This is a genomic window from Bdellovibrio bacteriovorus (genome assembly GCF_041888015.1).
GTDB lineage: Bacteria > Bdellovibrionota > Bdellovibrionia > Bdellovibrionales > Bdellovibrionaceae > Bdellovibrio.
In genome coordinates this window covers 1,136,354-1,153,431 of sequence record NZ_CP168968.1, presented here as the reverse complement: position 1 = coordinate 1,153,431, position 17,078 = coordinate 1,136,354, and the positions used below count along the sequence as shown (strand labels likewise).

The following is a 17,078-nucleotide window of genomic DNA, read 5'->3' as shown; positions in this document are numbered from 1 at the left end:
CCAGCTAAAAATACTATCCAATTCAGACATTTCTAATGTGGGTCCGCCTTTGAGTTCGTCAAGGCGGCGGGCTCACTTTTTTATGACAATTATTTAATGAATAATTTCAATATCTTACAGGGTTTTAACTCGCTAAAAGAGTTGCTTCTGGGCATGATGTGACCTCGCTCCTCTCTTAAAACAAAACAAATACAAGCCCCTCTAGGCCCTGGCGTAACCCTTCTGCGCCGGGGCCGCAATTTTTTGCGGGACCTTATTTCTTCTTGCTGAAGAAGCCACCTTCAGAGGTCACATTCAGACCCCTTGCCTTTGCAATTTCTCGCAAAAGTTTCTCTTCGTCTTTATGTAATTTTTCGGGGAACTGCACTTCAACATGGAAGTAAATATCTCCACGGCGATTGCCTCTTAAAGAAGGCAAACCTTCACCCACCAGCTTCACATTGTCGCCATTGTGAGTGCCCTTTGGCACTTCCAGCTTGGCTTTGCCCGTGACAGTTGGGACTTCGATTTCTGCACCCAGAAGCATTTGCACATACGGCACAGAAAGTTCGCCCACCAGATCATCCCCGCGACGTTCGAAGTGGTTGTGTGGTTTTACGCGGATTTCAACGTACAGATCCCCCGGGGGACCTCCCATGTAACCACCCTCACCTTCGGTCGCCACACGCAAGCGTGTCCCCGTGTCCACCCCTGCCGGGATGTTCAGGCGGATTTTGCGGTGTTCGGCCACACGGCCTTTACCTTTACACGGCTTGCACGGATTTTTGATGACCGTGCCCTGCCCATGACAGGTCGGGCAAGTCGAGGCCATAGCGAAGAAGCCCTGCTGACGCACAACCTGGCCAGACCCACCGCAAGTGCCGCAGGTGCTGACTTGAGAGCCTTTTTCAGCTCCAGTGCCTTTGCACTCTTCGCAGTTTTTGTCGGTGTCGAATTCGATTTCTTTTTCAAGACCGGTGATGACGTCCTTCAGGGTGATCTCTGCAACGTAGCGCAGATCCGAACCACGACGAGGCTCATTGCGGTTGCGGCGCTGTCTTTGCTGACCGCCCATGCCGCCGCCAAAGAAGTCCCCGAAAATATCGCCGAAGTGAGAGAAGATGTCTTCAACGTCCGTGAAGCCTCCGGCCCCACCGCCACCTCCACGAGTGAAAGCGTCATGGCCAAAGCGGTCGTACTGCGCACGTTTTTGAGTGTCGCTCAAAACTTCGTAAGCTCCGGCAGCTTCCTTGAACTTTTCTTCGGCTTCTTTATTGCCGGGGTTCTTATCCGGATGGAATTGCATCGCCAGCTTGCGATAAGCTTTTTTGATTGTGTCCTGATCCGCGCCTTTTTCGACGCCCAGAATTTCGTAGTAATCTCTTTTGCCAGCCATAGTTTATGGAACCTAACGTTGTGCGCTATTTTTCGTGATGAATATGACAAAATAGGGTGTCAAAACCACGCCCGTCAAGGCTTCCTCGAAAATTCTTCTGCGACACGCCCGCGAGGAGACGGCACAGGCCGCTGCCCGCTTCGGACAGTCCTCGCCTGCGGCTGCGGAACTTGCGAGCAACGGCCTGTGCCGTCTCCTCGCGGGCTGACAGTGGAATTTTCGGGTGCGCGGGGCGTCTAGAGGGGTGTCCGCAGGGCGCCCTCATCAACTTCTCTAGCCCACCGAGATCCCTTGTTTGGCTAAACGCTTTTTTGCAAGTCCGCCTTCAAATCCTTCCAATGAGGCTTGAAGTGCAAAATAAGCGCAAATCCTATCCCCGCAATCTGGGGCCCCTAAACTCCCTTGAAATAAAAAATACAATGTATTACAATGTAGGCGTAGTCGTTCGATGGGATGAAAGAAAAGCGGCAACGAACCTCAAAAAACATGGCATTTCCTTTGACGAAGCTTCCACCGTTCTTTTTGCCACCGACACCATTGAGCTTGAGGATTTAAGACACAATGAGCAAAGATTTATCGTGATCGGATTCTCAATTCGCACGCGGCTGCTCACTGTGGTCTATGCCTACAGAGACGAAGATGAAATAAGAATTATATCGGCGCGCAAAGCGACCAAAAACGAGGCTAAAGTTTATGAAGAAAGAATATGATTTTTCAAAAGGCAAAGTAAGAAAAAAGGCTGCACTGAATCCCAAGGAAGCTAAAGTTCAAACCAGCGTAAGAATCGACGCTGATATTTTTCTATGGCTTCAAGCGGAGGCCGACAAACAGCACTTGCCGTATCAAACCTTGCTGAATAAGTATCTGCGCGATGCCATGAGCAAGCCTTCCATTGAAAGTCGACTTTCCGCTATTGAAAAGGCGGTTTTTAAGAAGGCTTTGTAGAGCTCATAAAAAACTGTCATATATTCGCTGGCACATATTGGACCAAAAACTTGCCAAAGTTAAGGTGGGGTGCCCCCACCTCCCAGGCAAGTCGTCCTAGCCGGTGGTTTTCAAGCCCAACTTTCTAAGTTTAGTTTTGACAGCAGAAAGCTTAACCATCGCCAACCCGCCAAAGCCGCAGAAAATCGCCATCGATGGCAACCACGCATCCCAGCCATACCAGTCAATCATACTGCCGACAAAAGGCATGGCGATCGCGGCTCCATAGTACTGGAAAGAATCAATCACGCCCGCGGCAAAGCCCGCCATCTTCTTGCCACCAATGTCCATAGGGGCGGCAGAACCGATGATCGAGTGAGTGGCATTCACCGGCAAAGCAATCATGAGCAGAATAAAACCACTCAGCACAAGAGACCCTGAAAACCAGTGCATCAGAACAGCGCCAATAATCATAACCCCTGCTGCCGAGAAGTAGAGCTTTGAGGCCACCGGACCGCGATGACCGGAAAACATTTTATCGGAAACCCAGCCTGCGCCGAACGAGCCCAGGACTCCCACAAACGGCATCAGGGTGAAGATCCACTTTAGTGTGCCATCGCCTTTTGGATCGACGGCCAATTTTTCCACAAAGAACAAAGTCGCCAACTGATCCACGCTGTGGCGAGCGGCCCCGGTACAGGCATAGGCCATGGCATAAAACCAGATCAATGGATGATTGAAGATGGTCTTGAAGCTTTCTTTCAACGGGACTCTGACTCCGTTGGTGTCGTCCACCTCATCCACGATGACTTCGGGGTCGTAACCCGCAAGCTCTGGCGATTCTTTTACCAGAAGAGCTGTAAGGATCATCATGATTCCCACGACAAGAGGCGGAACGCGGAACAGCCACTGCCAGCTGTTTTCCGCTACCACGAAAGCTCCAATCGCAAATCCCGCCAGCAAAAAGGGCGACAGATGGGCCGAAACAATCTGGCCTAACTGCACCATAAAACCAAAAACCCCAGCGAAGACACCGCGTTCAGAGCGTTTGAACCAGGCAGCATTGATTTTAATCATTCCGGGAGCACCCCAGGACTGGAAGTAGCCGTTCAACAACAGGATACTGCTGAATGTGGTAAAGGATGAAACAATCGGGCTGAACCCACAGATCAAGTTGACGATAACAGTACCAACGCCCCCGATCAGCATGGCATTCTTCCCGCCGATTCGGTCTGTAAACAGGCCGTTAATCAACTGACCTGTCCCGTAGGCAAAACTAAAAGCCGCCCACAGGGCTGAGATGTCTGACTTCGTAAACTGGAACTCTTCAACCAAAAAAGGGGTTGCCGCCCTGAAATTGTAACGGGCGATATAATAGGCGCTGTACATCAAACCCAAAGTTAACCAATTCAGCGTTCTTCTTTTGCGAAAGCCTTGGGGGTACGGGTGCTGCATTGAAAATCCTTTGGTAATGGATACTTGAGCCAATCCAAGGGACAAATTGCCAGAACTAAAGGCAAAAACATATGACCGGAATCATGCTTTTGCCGCGGTGGTTTAGTGATTTTTCCTCATGGATTCGATTTTATCCTGAAGACGCCTAGCCAGCTCTAAGTTTTCCGGCCTCGCGGTGGCGCGCATTGATCACACCACACCAGCTATTCAACATTATTGGACTTGAGTATCCCTGATAACATCGGCGTAAGCATGCGAAAAACCTGTAGACTAAGATGCTCTTCCGGGACGCCCACTACGGGTCCATATGAAAAAACTCTTTCATTTACTTTCAGCCGGAAGGGAACAAATCGATCACACTCAAACTGACTAAAAAATCTGTCGCCCGCCGAGCCATTCTCAGCCCGAATCTTCAAAGACAATGTCATTCGAAGCGTATCCGCAACTATCTCAACTAAATCCTCTCCCTCCAGGGTAGCAACTTCGAATATCAAGTCATCACTACTTACTAAGTCCTTTGTGACCACTAAATCTACCAGGGCAATCCGCTGATCCTGAACCCCATCTAAGATATCGTCAGCAACATCATATACTGCGGTCTTTCTTTCAGAATCCGTATTGCCAATGCGGTCCCACAAAATCAAACTAAACCCCTCAAATAAAGGTCCTAACATTTTTTTACATATCTCTGGCAAATCATCAAAAGGAGCTCTATCTAAGGACGAACCTCCATAGCCCTCCTCCTGACAAGAATAGAGATATATTACTGGCATCTTTTCAAACACCGTCTGAAAGAGCTTCACTTGCCCCCCTCTAATTTCCAGTTAAGCATTTAATATACCTCTGCATTGCCCGTTCCATACATTTTCCATATTTGGGGTACTCCGGCGAGATTTGACCACAAAGCTCAATATCTTTCTGCCGCTGCTTCACTCGAATCACTACTTGGGATTTGCAAACAAATAGCCTCGTTCATCATGCCGACGGTATAGATATAATTTCTATCGACAAAAGGCATCGAGCTAAATACTCCATCGATCACCTGCATATCTATCTTTCTGGTAACGACATTAAGAAAAGAAATTCTATCAGCACCAAGAATAGCAATATGTTCCCCATCATCAACATGAGCGAAATCGGACATATTGTACTTTGTGCTCACCACCAAACTTACCTTGTTATTAGGTTCCACAGATAGAATTCTATAAACTTCCGAAGAACTTTCCTGCCTACGGCGACGCTCCAACGCATAAACAACATCTCCGCTAATACAAATATCCATAATTTCTTCAAAGGAGACTTTCTTCACTCTCAAAAGGTCCTGCATATCTACAATGAATAATCCCCTACTTCCTTGTAGATAGATCTTTTTCTCCTGCACAATTGGAGGCCGTATTCCACCTTCATCCAGATAAATCACCCAAAGTGGCTTGCCATTGGCAATATCAACACAGCTAAGCTCTCCTCCCGTTGAAATGACATACACCTTATCCTTCGCTATAGTTACAGTCGCATTAAGTGCGAAAGGCCCTTTCGTGCTAAGAAAACTCTTCCAGATTATCTTACCGGTCTTCGCATGCAGACAATGCAAGTAGCCATATCTATCTGAGATCAGAATTCTGTCCCCAGCAAGAATCGCATCCGAATAAAAGGACGCCTGCCTACGTTTATAAGGTTCATACGACCAAATCTTCTTACCAGTACCTATTTCTAAGCAGATTACTCGACTGGCAGTACTCGCATAAACCCGTTGTTCATCTGCACTCGGGGAATACCCCCCATATTCGGCAAGCTCATATTTCCAAAGCATCCTTCCGTTCTGTTTATCCAGAGAAAAAATCGCCTTGGATTTAAAGCTACTGACAATCAACTGACTGCCCACGAGGAGTGGGTTCGACCTCCTAGACAGGGAGGGTAATCCTGGCGAGAAAGATATAGTTTCTGGTCCTTGCCATAAAATCGCTTTATCAAAATATATCTTCCTCAAAGGACCTCACCTCAATTTGCATTGGCTCTTTCAACACAGGCCCGATATGCTGTTCCCGCCTCACTTACACATTTTGCGGGTTTATCTCCCTTAGCAAGGCAACTAGAAAGGGTATCGTCAAAAACCTTTTGACAATTTTCCTTCTTTTTTGCTGGCTTCGGAGAACATACTTCGATAGCAACTCCGACCGCAATACCACCACCAGCAGGCCATGTAGGATTCGCCGTAACGGCACCACTGCTAGGCTTTAATCCCTCAGTATCCACCCAATTAACCGGGTCATTCAAGACATATCCAAATAGATTCGTATCCTCACCTTCAAATCTAATCGGATCTTTAGAAGTCCAGCGTCCTACTTCAGGATCATAATCCCTTGCGCCGAATCTTACCAGACTTGTTTGATGGTCATATAGTCCGCCTGCAAATCCAAAAGGTAAATATCCCGGATTTGTATCCGTAATAACTCTACCGAACTCATCGTGGTCCATTCTTTGGATTACTGTACCGTCGGATTGCTTGACTACCAACCGCGGTGAGCCGAGGTGATCTGAAATGATCCTGTATTTCACTCCGGAAGCGATCATATAATCGGGAATATTCGTTTTAGATCCATAGACAAAGCGCTTTGTTATTGCACCTGCGCCATTTGCTTCAGCAGCGATACGATACTGATCCATATAGATCCAACGTTTTTGCAAAACGCCATTGACCCTTTTACCGATACGTCTATTCAAAGCATCAACTTCATAGTCGATCACAGTCCCCGTCGGCAAAGTCACTTGTCGCAAATTACCGAAGACGTCATAACTGTATTGAGTCGTCGCACTGGTGACACTATTGGTTTTTGATTGCAGATCCCCATTCGCATTATAAGTGAATGAATACGTGTTGTAAGTCAGCAGCCGATCTTGATCATCGTAAGTCGCTGTTGTCGGTTGCGAGCCAACGCTACCTCCAGTTCTATTGCTGTTGGAATCATAGCTGTAGTTTACGCTAACAACCGAATTCTTTTGAACCTGTGTCAACCGGCCCGTACTATCGAAAGTATAGTCATAGTCATCCGTGACAGAGTTCATAATCTGCGTCTTGCCGTTGATACGTCCCATGCCATCACGACTTAAAGTAAGATCATAGATAACAGCCGTGCCTCTTTTGGCTTGATAGCCAGTAACCTCGCCGAACGTGTTATAAGTGTAGGCATCAGTAAAGCCCGTAGAGCCAGACCCCATTGAAGTTCCCGTCAACTGACCATTCGGTACGTTGTACGAGATATTAACGTCACCTGCTTTTTTCAGATCCTCGTCATCATTATATAGATAGGAGATCGCTGATGTCGTGCCCGTCGGTCCGGTCACGGTATCGGATTCCATTCGGTTCGATGTGCCAAAGGTAGGCGCATAACTTCCAGCAGAATTTCCGGCCACACTGTTTGTGAAAGATACCGGACTTCTCGCCATATAGCCAATTTGCGTGGAAACTCCGGCCGGAGTTTCCATATGGTTCGGCAGCCCCACGACCGTGTCCATGTACTGAGTATAGAATCCCTCTGGAGTTTCGTAGTTTTCCAGAACCCCCGTCGTCGCATTATAATTATAATTAATGAAACCACCATCCGGACGAACAACTGCAGTCATTTGCTTGTCCAGATTGTAGAAATAAGTTGTATTAACAACCGACACTCCAGTTAATGCCGGAGGCACATAAGCCCCTACCAACCCATGCCCATTTAAAGAAAAGCTATGAAGAGGGCGACCTGGAGGCGTGACTCCCGTTAAGTTCCCCACTCCATCATAGGAGAACCCAACAACACGGCTGTCAGGCAATACTTTGGAAGCCACTCTGTTCGCAGAGTCATACACATAAGATGTGGCCTCACTTAGTGGGTTCGTGATTGTTTCCAACAACCCCAAGCTATTATAAGCCAGTGACGTCACTCGAGTTCCTTGAGTCACTGAAGTAAGGTGCTCATTCGTATAGCCCAAGTTTACTTGTTCTAAATTGCCTTGCTTGGTTGAAATCGTGCGCTCGTAGTTATCAATTGTCCATTCAGAGACCTTCCCAAGAAAAGTCGTTGCGGTAAACTTTTTGGCAAGGGGATCAAAGACGGTCGTTAGCTTGGTGTTTTCACCAGAAAGCTGTCGGGTTTCCTGCCAGGAGGTAATGGAGAAGGGATCGGCTGGATCCGATAACGTGACATTTTGGGCAACATCCAAAGATCTATAGCCCCCACCATTAAAGGATGAACTAATAACTTGAGGAAACTTTACCATCTCTCCAAAACGCTGGTCGTCCACGGACGAGACTGATCGATTGACACCGTAAAGTGTGTCGTTACGACTATACCCCCCGGACTCCGAATAGGAAACAGAACCAACCACTCCCGATGAAGACGTTGAGGTTCTAGAAAAATGACCTGCATCGGATCTCGTGGCAAGCACTTGAGAGGATCTCCCCTCAGACGTCACGATATTGACGTCAAAGGTATAGCTAGGATTCAGATTCCGCACCAACTCGAAGAAGTAACCGCCCGAATGAGTATCCTTAACTACCAAACCATTGCTATCATATTCAAAGGTGCTCACCTCCCCATTAGGCTTTTGAAAAGTATGCATCAGACCACCAGCTCCATAATAGGTCATGGAATAGGTCTCGCTGTTAGGATTAATCAATGAGCTGATATAGCCATTTGTATCTAGGCTTACAAGAGTGCTCTGACCATTCGGGGATGTTATCGAAACCAGCTGACCAGAAAAATTGCGATTGAAATACGTTGTTTTGCCAAATGGCTCATCAATGGACGTCAATCTTCCCAAAGAGTCATAATTAAAAGCATACGTATTGGTACCAGTCAGACCTGTTTTGGTATAGAGATGCCGCCCAGTCGCATCAAAAATATAAACTTCTTTTCCATCTGCATCTGCAATATACAATTGCCCCACACCATACGTTTTCGCCTCCACGGCAGTAGCCCCTCCCATAGGGACAAATAAATACTTCGCTCCCGGATCATATATTCTCAATGATTTCGGTAGCCACCCACCTAAGCCAAAAGAGTGTGCATCCAAATGACTTAGCGTTTTCTGAAGAGTAGCCGCAAAACTTCCAGACGGTGAAACTTCTGTAAACTTTATTTCAAAAGCAGCAGAAAGAGCTTTGTTTACACTCAATGAATCCAAACCATCCCAATTGTAAATATAACTTTGATTGGGACTTGTGTTTGAGAAAGATGCACTATCGACAAGCACTCCATTCCGTCTATTTTCAATCGAAAATGATGTGATGTAGTCACGAACAGTGTTACCAGAAAGCACCAGTTCCAACTTAAAATCGCTAACCTTTCCACTTTGAAAGCCGGAGTGATAGATTAGAGATTGTCCCCCTACCAACGCAACCTCCTCCGTCAGCACTCCATCTTCAACATAGACAATCGACCCAGCAACTGAACATCCCCCTGGAGGCCCCCCAGCACCCGCCCCCGATCCTGTTCCGACGCCCCTACCGGCAGATTGTGGGTAAACCTGTCTTTTCTGGCAATCGTAAGCGATTCCAAGAAATGACTCCACGTCGGTGGAAAAATGCATTGGAGGAGAATCGGGATAAAATTTGTCTAAGGTCTCTGTATATGCACATGTCAGATGCAAACCAGTGTCGATTCCATTGCTATGCTGAATTGCCTTTACAATCAAAGGCTTAAAGCTTCGACATAGAGTCTCATATGGATAGTATTCGCAAGCTGATGGACCACAATCTTGGGTATAGGCACTAAGTTGCTGTGCTCTAGTCTCTTCGCAGGTTTGCGCAAATGCAGGACCTGAGAAAACGATTAATAGAAATGAAAAGATGAAAAGCACTCCCATGAAAAGCCCTTCTGATAAAAACAAATTATTGTTTTTATCAGAACAACTTACAATATCTCTTAACCTTCCAAGAAATAAACTAGCCAAATGTTTGTTTAAGAATCAAACAAAAGGCGACTACTTTTTCAGCGACTGGATTTTGTCCTGAAGACGTTTGATAAGGGCCGGATCTTGCTTGGTATTGATCATGTCTTGGAGGACGGATTCTGCCAGTTCTAAATTACCTGCATCAGAATACAAGCGACCCGCAAGGGTGAATACCCACTGGGGAGCACCTTTTTGTCCGGCCTGAATCAGCAGTTCTGCCGCACGTTTATTGTCTTTCACTTCATACATATAGTGATAGGCGGCGCGGTAGAGAATGGGCCAATCATTAGGGAAGGCCTTAACACCTTTATCAAAAATTTTTGTGGCCCCGTCGACATCAGTAATCAGAACAGTCAAAGCTAATGCTCCGGCAGCATAAGGGATTCTAAAATTGGGAGACAGGTTGGTTATAGAATCCAGCATCTGGAACAACCACGACTTTCCTTCGCAGACGCCTTTTGCGATAGGCTGGCTACAGTAGTCAAAATCCTGGATCGTACGAACCCACAAGACATCAGCAACTATTTCAGAATACCCAAAAGACATTCTTTCAATACTGGGCGGAGGCGCAATCAAATCTCGTGATTTTTGATGCTCACTTGGAACATAAGAGATCGATAAGACGAGCAGAAAAAAAGAAAGAGCTCCGGCAACCGCCGAAGCTCCATTTCTCAAAAGACTAAAAAAATTAGCCGTAACATTCACAACACTATCTGATTGCAGGATTTGTATTTGTGATACTTTTATTTTGGTCCATAGTCCACTGGTCAACTACACCATTCGTATGGATGATAGCCGCGGCACCTGCAACAAACGCAGTACCACTAAGACTAGTTGCTGGCAAAGCCTGATTAGGAGTCAAATTCGTAGCACCATTCAACATCATGCAGCCGTTTGGCATTCCAACAGCGACACCACAATACGCAAAGGAATCACGACTCGTGCCTATTCCGCTTGGAACTGTTGTATAACCATTTGCAACCCCGGCATCAGGTGTACCAGCCCCAGCAAAGCCAATTTTATATCTTAGCTTGCCTTCAGGAGAATATCCGACAGCTCCAAATTGAGTATGGTACGCAGTATACTCAGCATAAAAGGCCTTTTCCGACGTATATAGAGAAGCAAGATTTGTTTTGGCCTCTGACTGGCGTGCCTTGGCAAGATACTTACTAATATTTGGAACCGCGATCGACGCCAAAACACCAATGATCGCAACAACGACCATCAACTCAACAAGCGAGAAACCGCTTTGAGATTTTCTAGATGAAAACATTTAAAGACCTCCATGGTTCTTTTTTTCTGTTTACCCACATAAGTGTGTCAAATGTGATCTTGTATTGCAAGGTCCTGTCTCGAATATGACTGCATAATTTGTTTCATGTTTATTTCGTAAGGGACCACCCAATTCCCCTCTGAGGCAGGACCAATAACCAGCTTTTGTGACCCCGCTAGACTTGTCAAAGCTGAAAGAGTGCTCAAATTGAGTCATAAGGTAGAATAAAGCTTATGGGTAACAATAAAAAAGATAACAACAGCAACTATCCGTTTTCCTCTACAGAGGGGGAAGCTGGTGTTCAGCTCGTCCCAAAACTAGACACACCGAAGATGTACAAGGTGATTCTTCTGAACGACGACTACACCCCGATGGACTTCGTTGTCCTTGTATTGCGTCGTTTTTTTGCAAAAACAGAAGAGCAAGCCACTGAAATAATGTTAGATGTTCATAAGAAGGGTGCAGGAATCGCGGGAGTTTTCAGTCTGGAAATCGCCGAAATGAAGGTGATGCAGGTCAACCAATTCGCCCAACTGAATCAGTACCCGCTCAAGAGCACACTGGAGGAGGAAGCATGATGAGCCGTGAACTCGAGCGCAAGCTCGCTGAAGCCACTGAACTCGCCAAGCGCAATCGCCACGAATTCGTGACGTTGGAGCATATCCTTCTGATTCTCACTGAATCTCCAGTCATGGTCGAAATTCTGGAGGCCTGCGCCGTCAATGTCCAAAAACTAAAACAAGATCTGCGCGATCACCTGAAAACAGGAATACCGCAAATCACTGATGAACAGCTCAGCTCTTATGGTGGATTTGAATCATGGACCCCGGAATTTACCTTGGCCTGCCATCGCCTGATTCAGCGTGCGGCCATTCAGATGAAAAGTGCTGGTCGCAATCAGATCTCTGAGGGCAGCTTGCTGGTTTCTTTGTTCTATGAACAAGACTCTCACGCTGCTTTTGCTTTAGCTCGCCAGGGACTGACCCAGTTTGACATCATCAACTTTATTTCCCATGGGATCACAAAAGATGGGCGCGATCACGAAGTCCCACCCGCTTCCACTCCCCGCCCCGCAGACTATCAAGGTGACGGCAGCGAGGAAATACGTGGGTCTCCACTGGAAAGTTTCTGCATCAATCTGAACGAACGCGCCAAACAAGGAAAGTTAGATCCATTGATTGGACGCGAGGATGTGATTGAAAGAACCATTCAGGTTCTTTGCCGTCGCACGAAGAACAATCCGCTGCTGATCGGTGAACCCGGTGTGGGCAAAACGGCTATCGCCGAGGGGCTTGCACAAAAAATCGTCAACAATCAGGTGCCGGAAAAACTGAAAAATGCGGTGATTTACTCTCTGGATTTGGGGGGCTTGCTGGCCGGGACCAAATTCCGCGGAGATTTCGAAGGACGCCTAAAAGCCGTCGTAAAAGAGATCGAAAAGCATCCCAATGCGATTTTGTTCATTGACGAAATTCACACCATCGTCGGAGCCGGCGCTACCAGCGGTGGGTCCATGGATGCCTCCAATCTGCTAAAACCTGCCTTGGCAAATGGTGATATCAGCTGCATTGGCTCCACCACTCACAGCGAATACCGCCAGTACTTTGAAAAAGACCGCGCCTTGAATCGTCGCTTCCAAAAGATCGACATCCACGAGCCAAGCAAAGAAGACTGCGTGAAAATCCTCAAAGGCTTGCGCAAATCTTACGAAGAATTCCATCAAGTGCAGTTCTCGGATGAAGCCTTGCAGGCTGCCGTGGATCTTTCGCAAAAACATATCCACGGAAAACTTCTGCCCGACAAAGCGATCGACGTTTTGGACGAGGCTGGAGCCTACTTCCGACTGAAATATGAAAATGCGGAAGATATTAAGATTGATACTCCAGAGATCGAAGAAGTCATTGCCAAGATGACAGGTCTTCCGATTGCCAATATTTCTTCCAGCGAAAAAACGCAGTTGCGTGATCTGGATAAGAAACTAAAAGCTCTGATCTTCGGACAGGACGAAGCCATTGATCGCTTAGTGGCCAACATTAAGTTTGCTCGCAGCGGCTTGGGTCGCCCTAACAAACCTATCGGGAGCTTCCTCTTCACCGGACCGACAGGTGTTGGTAAAACTGAAGTCTGCCGCCAACTTGCCACCATCATGGGCGTTCACTTCGAGCGCTTTGATATGAGTGAGTACATGGAAAAACATGCCGTGGCTCGTATGGTGGGGGCTCCTCCGGGATATGTCGGTTACGAAGAAGGTGGTTTACTGACAGAAGCGGTCACGAAGAATCCGTACTGTGTTCTGCTGCTGGATGAGATCGAAAAAGCTCACCCCGACATCACAAATATTCTGTTACAGGTAATGGATGCGGGAAGACTGACCGACAGCAACGGACGCGTGGCTGATTTTAAGAATGTGGTTCTGGTTATGACCTCCAATGCGGGCGCTCTGGAAACTTCGCGCGGCACGATTGGAATGATTGATGAAAACCGCAGTTCTCTTTCTTTGGATGCGATCAAGAAAGCTTTCTCTCCAGAATTCATCAACCGTCTTGATGCCGTGGTCTCCTTCCGCGATCTGACAGAAGACATGGTTATCCGCATTACTCAGAAATTTGTGGATGAGCTGAAGATGACCTTGCTGGAAAAGAAAGTGGAACTGAATGTTTCTCAAGATGTAATTAAGTGGCTAATGAAAAAAGGCTACGACAAAGTTTACGGAGCGCGTCCTTTGGCTCGCTGTGTGGATGAACATCTGAAAAAAGCTCTGGTCGACGAACTTCTTTTTGGACGCCTGGTCGACGGTGGGCGTGTCAATGTGGAACTGGAAAAAGATATACTCAAGTTCCATTTTAGCACCACCCCCAACGGGGCGGGTCAAAAAAATCAAAAGCAGCCTGTCACAACGTGATGGCATTGACATTCCTTTTAGAGTTATCATTATTAATGGTGACTCTAGAAGGAGTGCATAAATGGCATTTTTGAAACGTATTGGTCTTTTTATTCTTACAAACGTTCTGGTGATCGTAACGATCGGAATCGTTTGGTCTATCGTCAGCCGCTTCCTGGGCCTGGCAGGACTTAACTCTTACATTCCGTTCTTGATGGCGTTCTGTGCTGTTTGGGGTATGGGTGGGGCCTTCATTTCCCTGTTCATGTCCAAATGGATGGCGAAGATGTTCCATGGCGTAAAAGTCATTGATCCTAACAACGCCAACCCAGAGCTTCGCGCTTTAGCAACAAAAGTTCACGAGCTGGCTCGCCGTGCTCAACTTCCTAAAATGCCTGAGGTTGGTATCTACGAATCCGTGGACATCAATGCTTTCGCAACAGGTCCGTCAAAATCCAATTCCTTGGTGGCGGTTTCCACAGGTCTTCTGCAAAGAATGAATGAAAAAGAAGTTGAAGGCGTTCTGGCCCACGAAGTAGCGCACATCGCTAACGGTGACATGGTAACCATGACCTTGATCCAAGGTATCGTGAATGCTTTTGCCATGTTCTTCTCTCGTATCCTGGCAAACCTTGTGGCATCCAACGTGGATGAAAAATTCCGCGAGATCGTACGCTTCGCCGTCACAATCTTGGGTGATATTGCCTTCACAATGCTGGGCTCTATTGTGGTGAATTACTACTCCCGCAAACGTGAGTTCCGTGCGGACGCTGGTGGCGCGAAGTATTCTTCTCGCGAAAACATGGTCGCAGCTTTGCAAAAACTGCGTTCTGTGTATGAATTGCCAATTCCGCCAGAAGAAGGTGCAACTGCAACTTTGATGATCTCCAACCGCGACAAAGGTGGAATCGCCAAATTGTTCATGACTCACCCACCTTTGGAAGTTCGTATCGAAGCTTTGCAACGCGGACGCGTTTAAGACAACTCGCAGCGGAAGGCCAACTTTAGAACGGCTTTCCGCCCTCGGGGTTGTTTCTTCTTAAAAATGGGCATAACCTTTGTGTTATGCCTCGTATAGTTCTCGCCCTTTCTTTTTTCACAGTCATTCTAGGTTGCGCGACCACCTCGCGTTTTGACACACGTATCGACAAGCGCCTGACGCCTCCGCTACCGGTCTTTATGGCGAAGTGGAGATCTGCTCCTATTTCAGATCTTGAAAAGCTTGAAGTGGGCTCCAAGGAAAACAACATCCTTTGGTGGAAGACCTATATGGTTTCCATGGCCCACAAAGAAAAAAATCCCGCTTTAGCTTGTGAAGGTTTCAGTCAGCTTTCTGCCACTATGGAGTTCCCGCTTCATGATTTGGCACTGCTCAGAGCTTACGAGTCCTGCCCGGCCGACAAGAAACTCGCGGATCTTCCTGCAAGCGTAGCGCCTTGGTATCGCGATCTTTCCATCGACATCAACCTGAAGGAGGCCTTACAAACTCCCGATCTTCAGGATGACCTGACGGCCTATGTTGAAAAGGCCCGCAGTGAAAGCAATAAAAAGAACAAAGAGGACTACTACCTTAAAGCTCTTACTGTTGCCCAGAAGTTGAATCTGAAAGAGGAAGCTCAGAGTATTCAATCCCAGCTTTACAAAAACTCTCCTCGTTTAAACCCACTGCCGACATATAAAGAACTCAGCTCCGTGGCATCTGATTATCGCTTTCACCGCGATTTCGATAGCGCTCTAAAAACCTACAAAAAAATTCTGAGCACCAAGGAAGCGACCGCGGACGAACAGTTCCAAGCACTTAAAAATATCCGACAGACTTACAAAGTCGCCCAACGCCGCAATGAATACATCAATGCGACCGCCGATGTTGTGAACTGGGCCAAGGATCAACTGCAAAAAAATAAAAAAGACCGCCGTACCGTGGCCCGCTTCCATGATTCTCAGGTTCTGTTTGCCAAGACTCTTTGGACCGAAGATCAAACTTCCCGTGCGGTGCAGGTGCTGAACGAAACTCATCGCCGCCTACGCGGTGTCTATCCAATGGATGAAGTTTTCTTTATCCTCGGACGCATCGACGAGGAGAAAGGCAACTTCAGCAAAGCTCTGGAATACTTTGAAGCCAGCTATCAACAACCTGTCAGCTTCACCGGTCTGCGCGATAAGATCTCGTGGTTGAAGTCCTGGAACTATTTCAAACTTGGCAAATGGGCGGAAGCCCGCACCAGCCTTGAGCAGATGAAGGACCTTGTCAAAGACCCTTCTGACAAAGCCCGTGCTCGTTTCTGGCTGGCAAGAACATTGAAAAAACTGAACCTTGAATCTGAAGCTCAAGCAGAACTGCAGAGCTTGAGCAAAGAAGATCCGCTGGGATACTATGGCGTGATGGCCTATCGCGATTTGGGGTGGGAGTTCCCTCCCTTGAGCGTAGATCTGAATGAACTGCAGGGTTTGAGTTTATTCTCGATCAGCGAACTGGATGTTTCAACTCGTCTGACTGCTGAATGGCTGATTGCCGTGAATGAAAAGTCTTTTGCGGAAAAAATCCTGAATATCGCCGTGGATGACCTGAAAAAGCGCAATGTCACAGAGGAAAAAACCTGGCTGGCCGTTTCTTCTGGCTACGCTCGCTCCGGTTTGTATCTGCCTCTCTTCTCGGCCATTGGCGCTCTGCAACCGGAAGTCAAAGACCGCCTGCTGAACGATCATCCGGACTTACTATTCCCACAGGCTTATGGCGACATCATTGCCGGCGCCTCACAAAAAAGCGGTGTTCCTCAGGAGTTTATTTTCTCGATCATCCGTCAAGAATCCGCCTTCAACCCGGAAGCACGCAGCCCTGCTGACGCCTTCGGTTTGATGCAGCTTCTGCCAAGTGTGGCAAAGCAACTGGCCAAGCAGAACAACCTGCCTTACAGCGAAGCTGGGGATTTGTTTAAGCCGGAAATCAATGTGCCTCTCGGAGCCTTTGAGCTGAAAAACCTGATGCGCAAGTATAACAACCAGTACATCCTTGCTGTGTCCGGATACAACGCCAATGACAGTGCCATCCGCGGCTGGCTAAAGACCCGCTTCCGTGATGACTCTGTGGAATTTATCGAGGAAGTTCCGTATGAGGAAACCCGCGCCTATATCAAGCTGACGATGCGAAACTACGTCTTTTACCAGAGACTGCTTCATCAAGGGCAAGGCTCTCGCTTCCCGGAAGAATTGCTAAAACTGCAAAGATAGCCCAAAACAGA

The 17,078-nt window shown here is 47.3% G+C and carries 13 protein-coding genes; 6 read left to right on the top strand and 7 right to left on the bottom strand.

Features of this window, described 5'->3' with window-relative positions; translation table 11 throughout:
* Positions 1-253: 253 nt before the first annotated feature.
* Complete coding sequence (gene dnaJ / locus ACES2G_RS05600; RefSeq protein WP_374001524.1) at positions 254-1,375, bottom strand: molecular chaperone DnaJ; 1,122 nt, start codon at positions 1,373-1,375, stop codon at positions 254-256.
* 350 nt (positions 1,376-1,725) lie between these two features.
* Between dnaJ and ACES2G_RS05595 the strand changes: the two genes are divergently transcribed.
* Together ACES2G_RS05595 and ACES2G_RS05590 are read left to right on the top strand one after the other, a co-directional pair.
* The gene (locus tag ACES2G_RS05595; protein ID WP_347358093.1) at positions 1,726-2,085 is read left to right on the top strand and encodes a BrnT family toxin; all 360 of its coding nucleotides are present in this window, start codon (positions 1,726-1,728) and stop codon (positions 2,083-2,085) included.
* Positions 2,069-2,320, top strand: coding sequence for a BrnA antitoxin family protein (locus tag ACES2G_RS05590; protein WP_347358094.1), 252 nt, complete (start codon positions 2,069-2,071; stop codon positions 2,318-2,320). Before ACES2G_RS05595 ends, ACES2G_RS05590 begins: the two co-directional genes overlap by 17 nt.
* 96 nt (positions 2,321-2,416) lie before the next feature.
* On the opposite strand, the gene ACES2G_RS05585 is transcribed toward ACES2G_RS05590, so the two are convergent.
* The 6 genes from ACES2G_RS05585 to ACES2G_RS05560 all read right to left on the bottom strand — a co-directional run bounded on the left by ACES2G_RS05585 (position 2,417) and on the right by ACES2G_RS05560 (position 10,958).
* Positions 2,417-3,754, bottom strand: a complete 1,338-nt coding sequence (locus ACES2G_RS05585) for an MFS transporter (RefSeq protein WP_347358095.1) — start codon at positions 3,752-3,754, stop codon at positions 2,417-2,419.
* A 203-nt stretch (positions 3,755-3,957) separates the two neighbouring features.
* Complete coding sequence (locus ACES2G_RS05580) at positions 3,958-4,557, bottom strand: hypothetical protein (protein ID WP_347358096.1); 600 nt, start codon at positions 4,555-4,557, stop codon at positions 3,958-3,960.
* Between the two features lie 104 nt (positions 4,558-4,661).
* Positions 4,662-5,636: a PQQ-binding-like beta-propeller repeat protein gene (locus tag ACES2G_RS05575; protein WP_347358097.1), complete on the bottom strand. Its 975-nt coding sequence runs from the start codon at positions 5,634-5,636 to the stop codon at positions 4,662-4,664.
* A gap of 116 nt (positions 5,637-5,752) precedes the next feature.
* Positions 5,753-9,685 (bottom strand): RHS repeat-associated core domain-containing protein, encoded by a 3,933-nt coding sequence (locus ACES2G_RS05570; protein ID WP_347358098.1) that lies wholly within the window; start codon positions 9,683-9,685, stop codon positions 5,753-5,755.
* 30 nt (positions 9,686-9,715) lie between these two features.
* Positions 9,716-10,390 (bottom strand): hypothetical protein, encoded by a 675-nt coding sequence (locus ACES2G_RS05565; RefSeq protein WP_347358099.1) that lies wholly within the window; start codon positions 10,388-10,390, stop codon positions 9,716-9,718.
* A 4-nt stretch (positions 10,391-10,394) separates the two neighbouring features.
* Entirely contained in the window at positions 10,395-10,958 is a 564-nt protein-coding gene (locus ACES2G_RS05560; protein WP_374001523.1) for a type IV pilin protein, read from the bottom strand.
* A gap of 233 nt (positions 10,959-11,191) precedes the next feature.
* Here ACES2G_RS05560 and clpS point away from each other — a divergent pair, with 233 nt between their 5' ends.
* The 4 genes from clpS to ACES2G_RS05540 all read left to right on the top strand — a co-directional run bounded on the left by clpS (position 11,192) and on the right by ACES2G_RS05540 (position 17,067).
* Positions 11,192-11,536, top strand: a complete 345-nt coding sequence (clpS, locus tag ACES2G_RS05555; protein ID WP_262553862.1) for an ATP-dependent Clp protease adapter ClpS — start codon at positions 11,192-11,194, stop codon at positions 11,534-11,536.
* Complete coding sequence (gene clpA / locus ACES2G_RS05550) at positions 11,533-13,860, top strand: ATP-dependent Clp protease ATP-binding subunit ClpA (RefSeq protein ID WP_374001522.1); 2,328 nt, start codon at positions 11,533-11,535, stop codon at positions 13,858-13,860. Before clpS ends, clpA begins: the two co-directional genes overlap by 4 nt.
* Before the next feature lie 61 nt (positions 13,861-13,921).
* On the top strand, positions 13,922-14,818 hold the full coding sequence (gene htpX, locus ACES2G_RS05545; protein ID WP_347358102.1) for a protease HtpX: 897 nt from the start codon (positions 13,922-13,924) through the stop codon (positions 14,816-14,818).
* Positions 14,819-14,904: 86 nt separating this feature from the next.
* On the top strand, positions 14,905-17,067 hold the full coding sequence (locus ACES2G_RS05540) for a transglycosylase SLT domain-containing protein (RefSeq protein ID WP_347358103.1): 2,163 nt from the start codon (positions 14,905-14,907) through the stop codon (positions 17,065-17,067).
* The last annotated feature ends 11 nt before the right edge of the window (positions 17,068-17,078 follow it).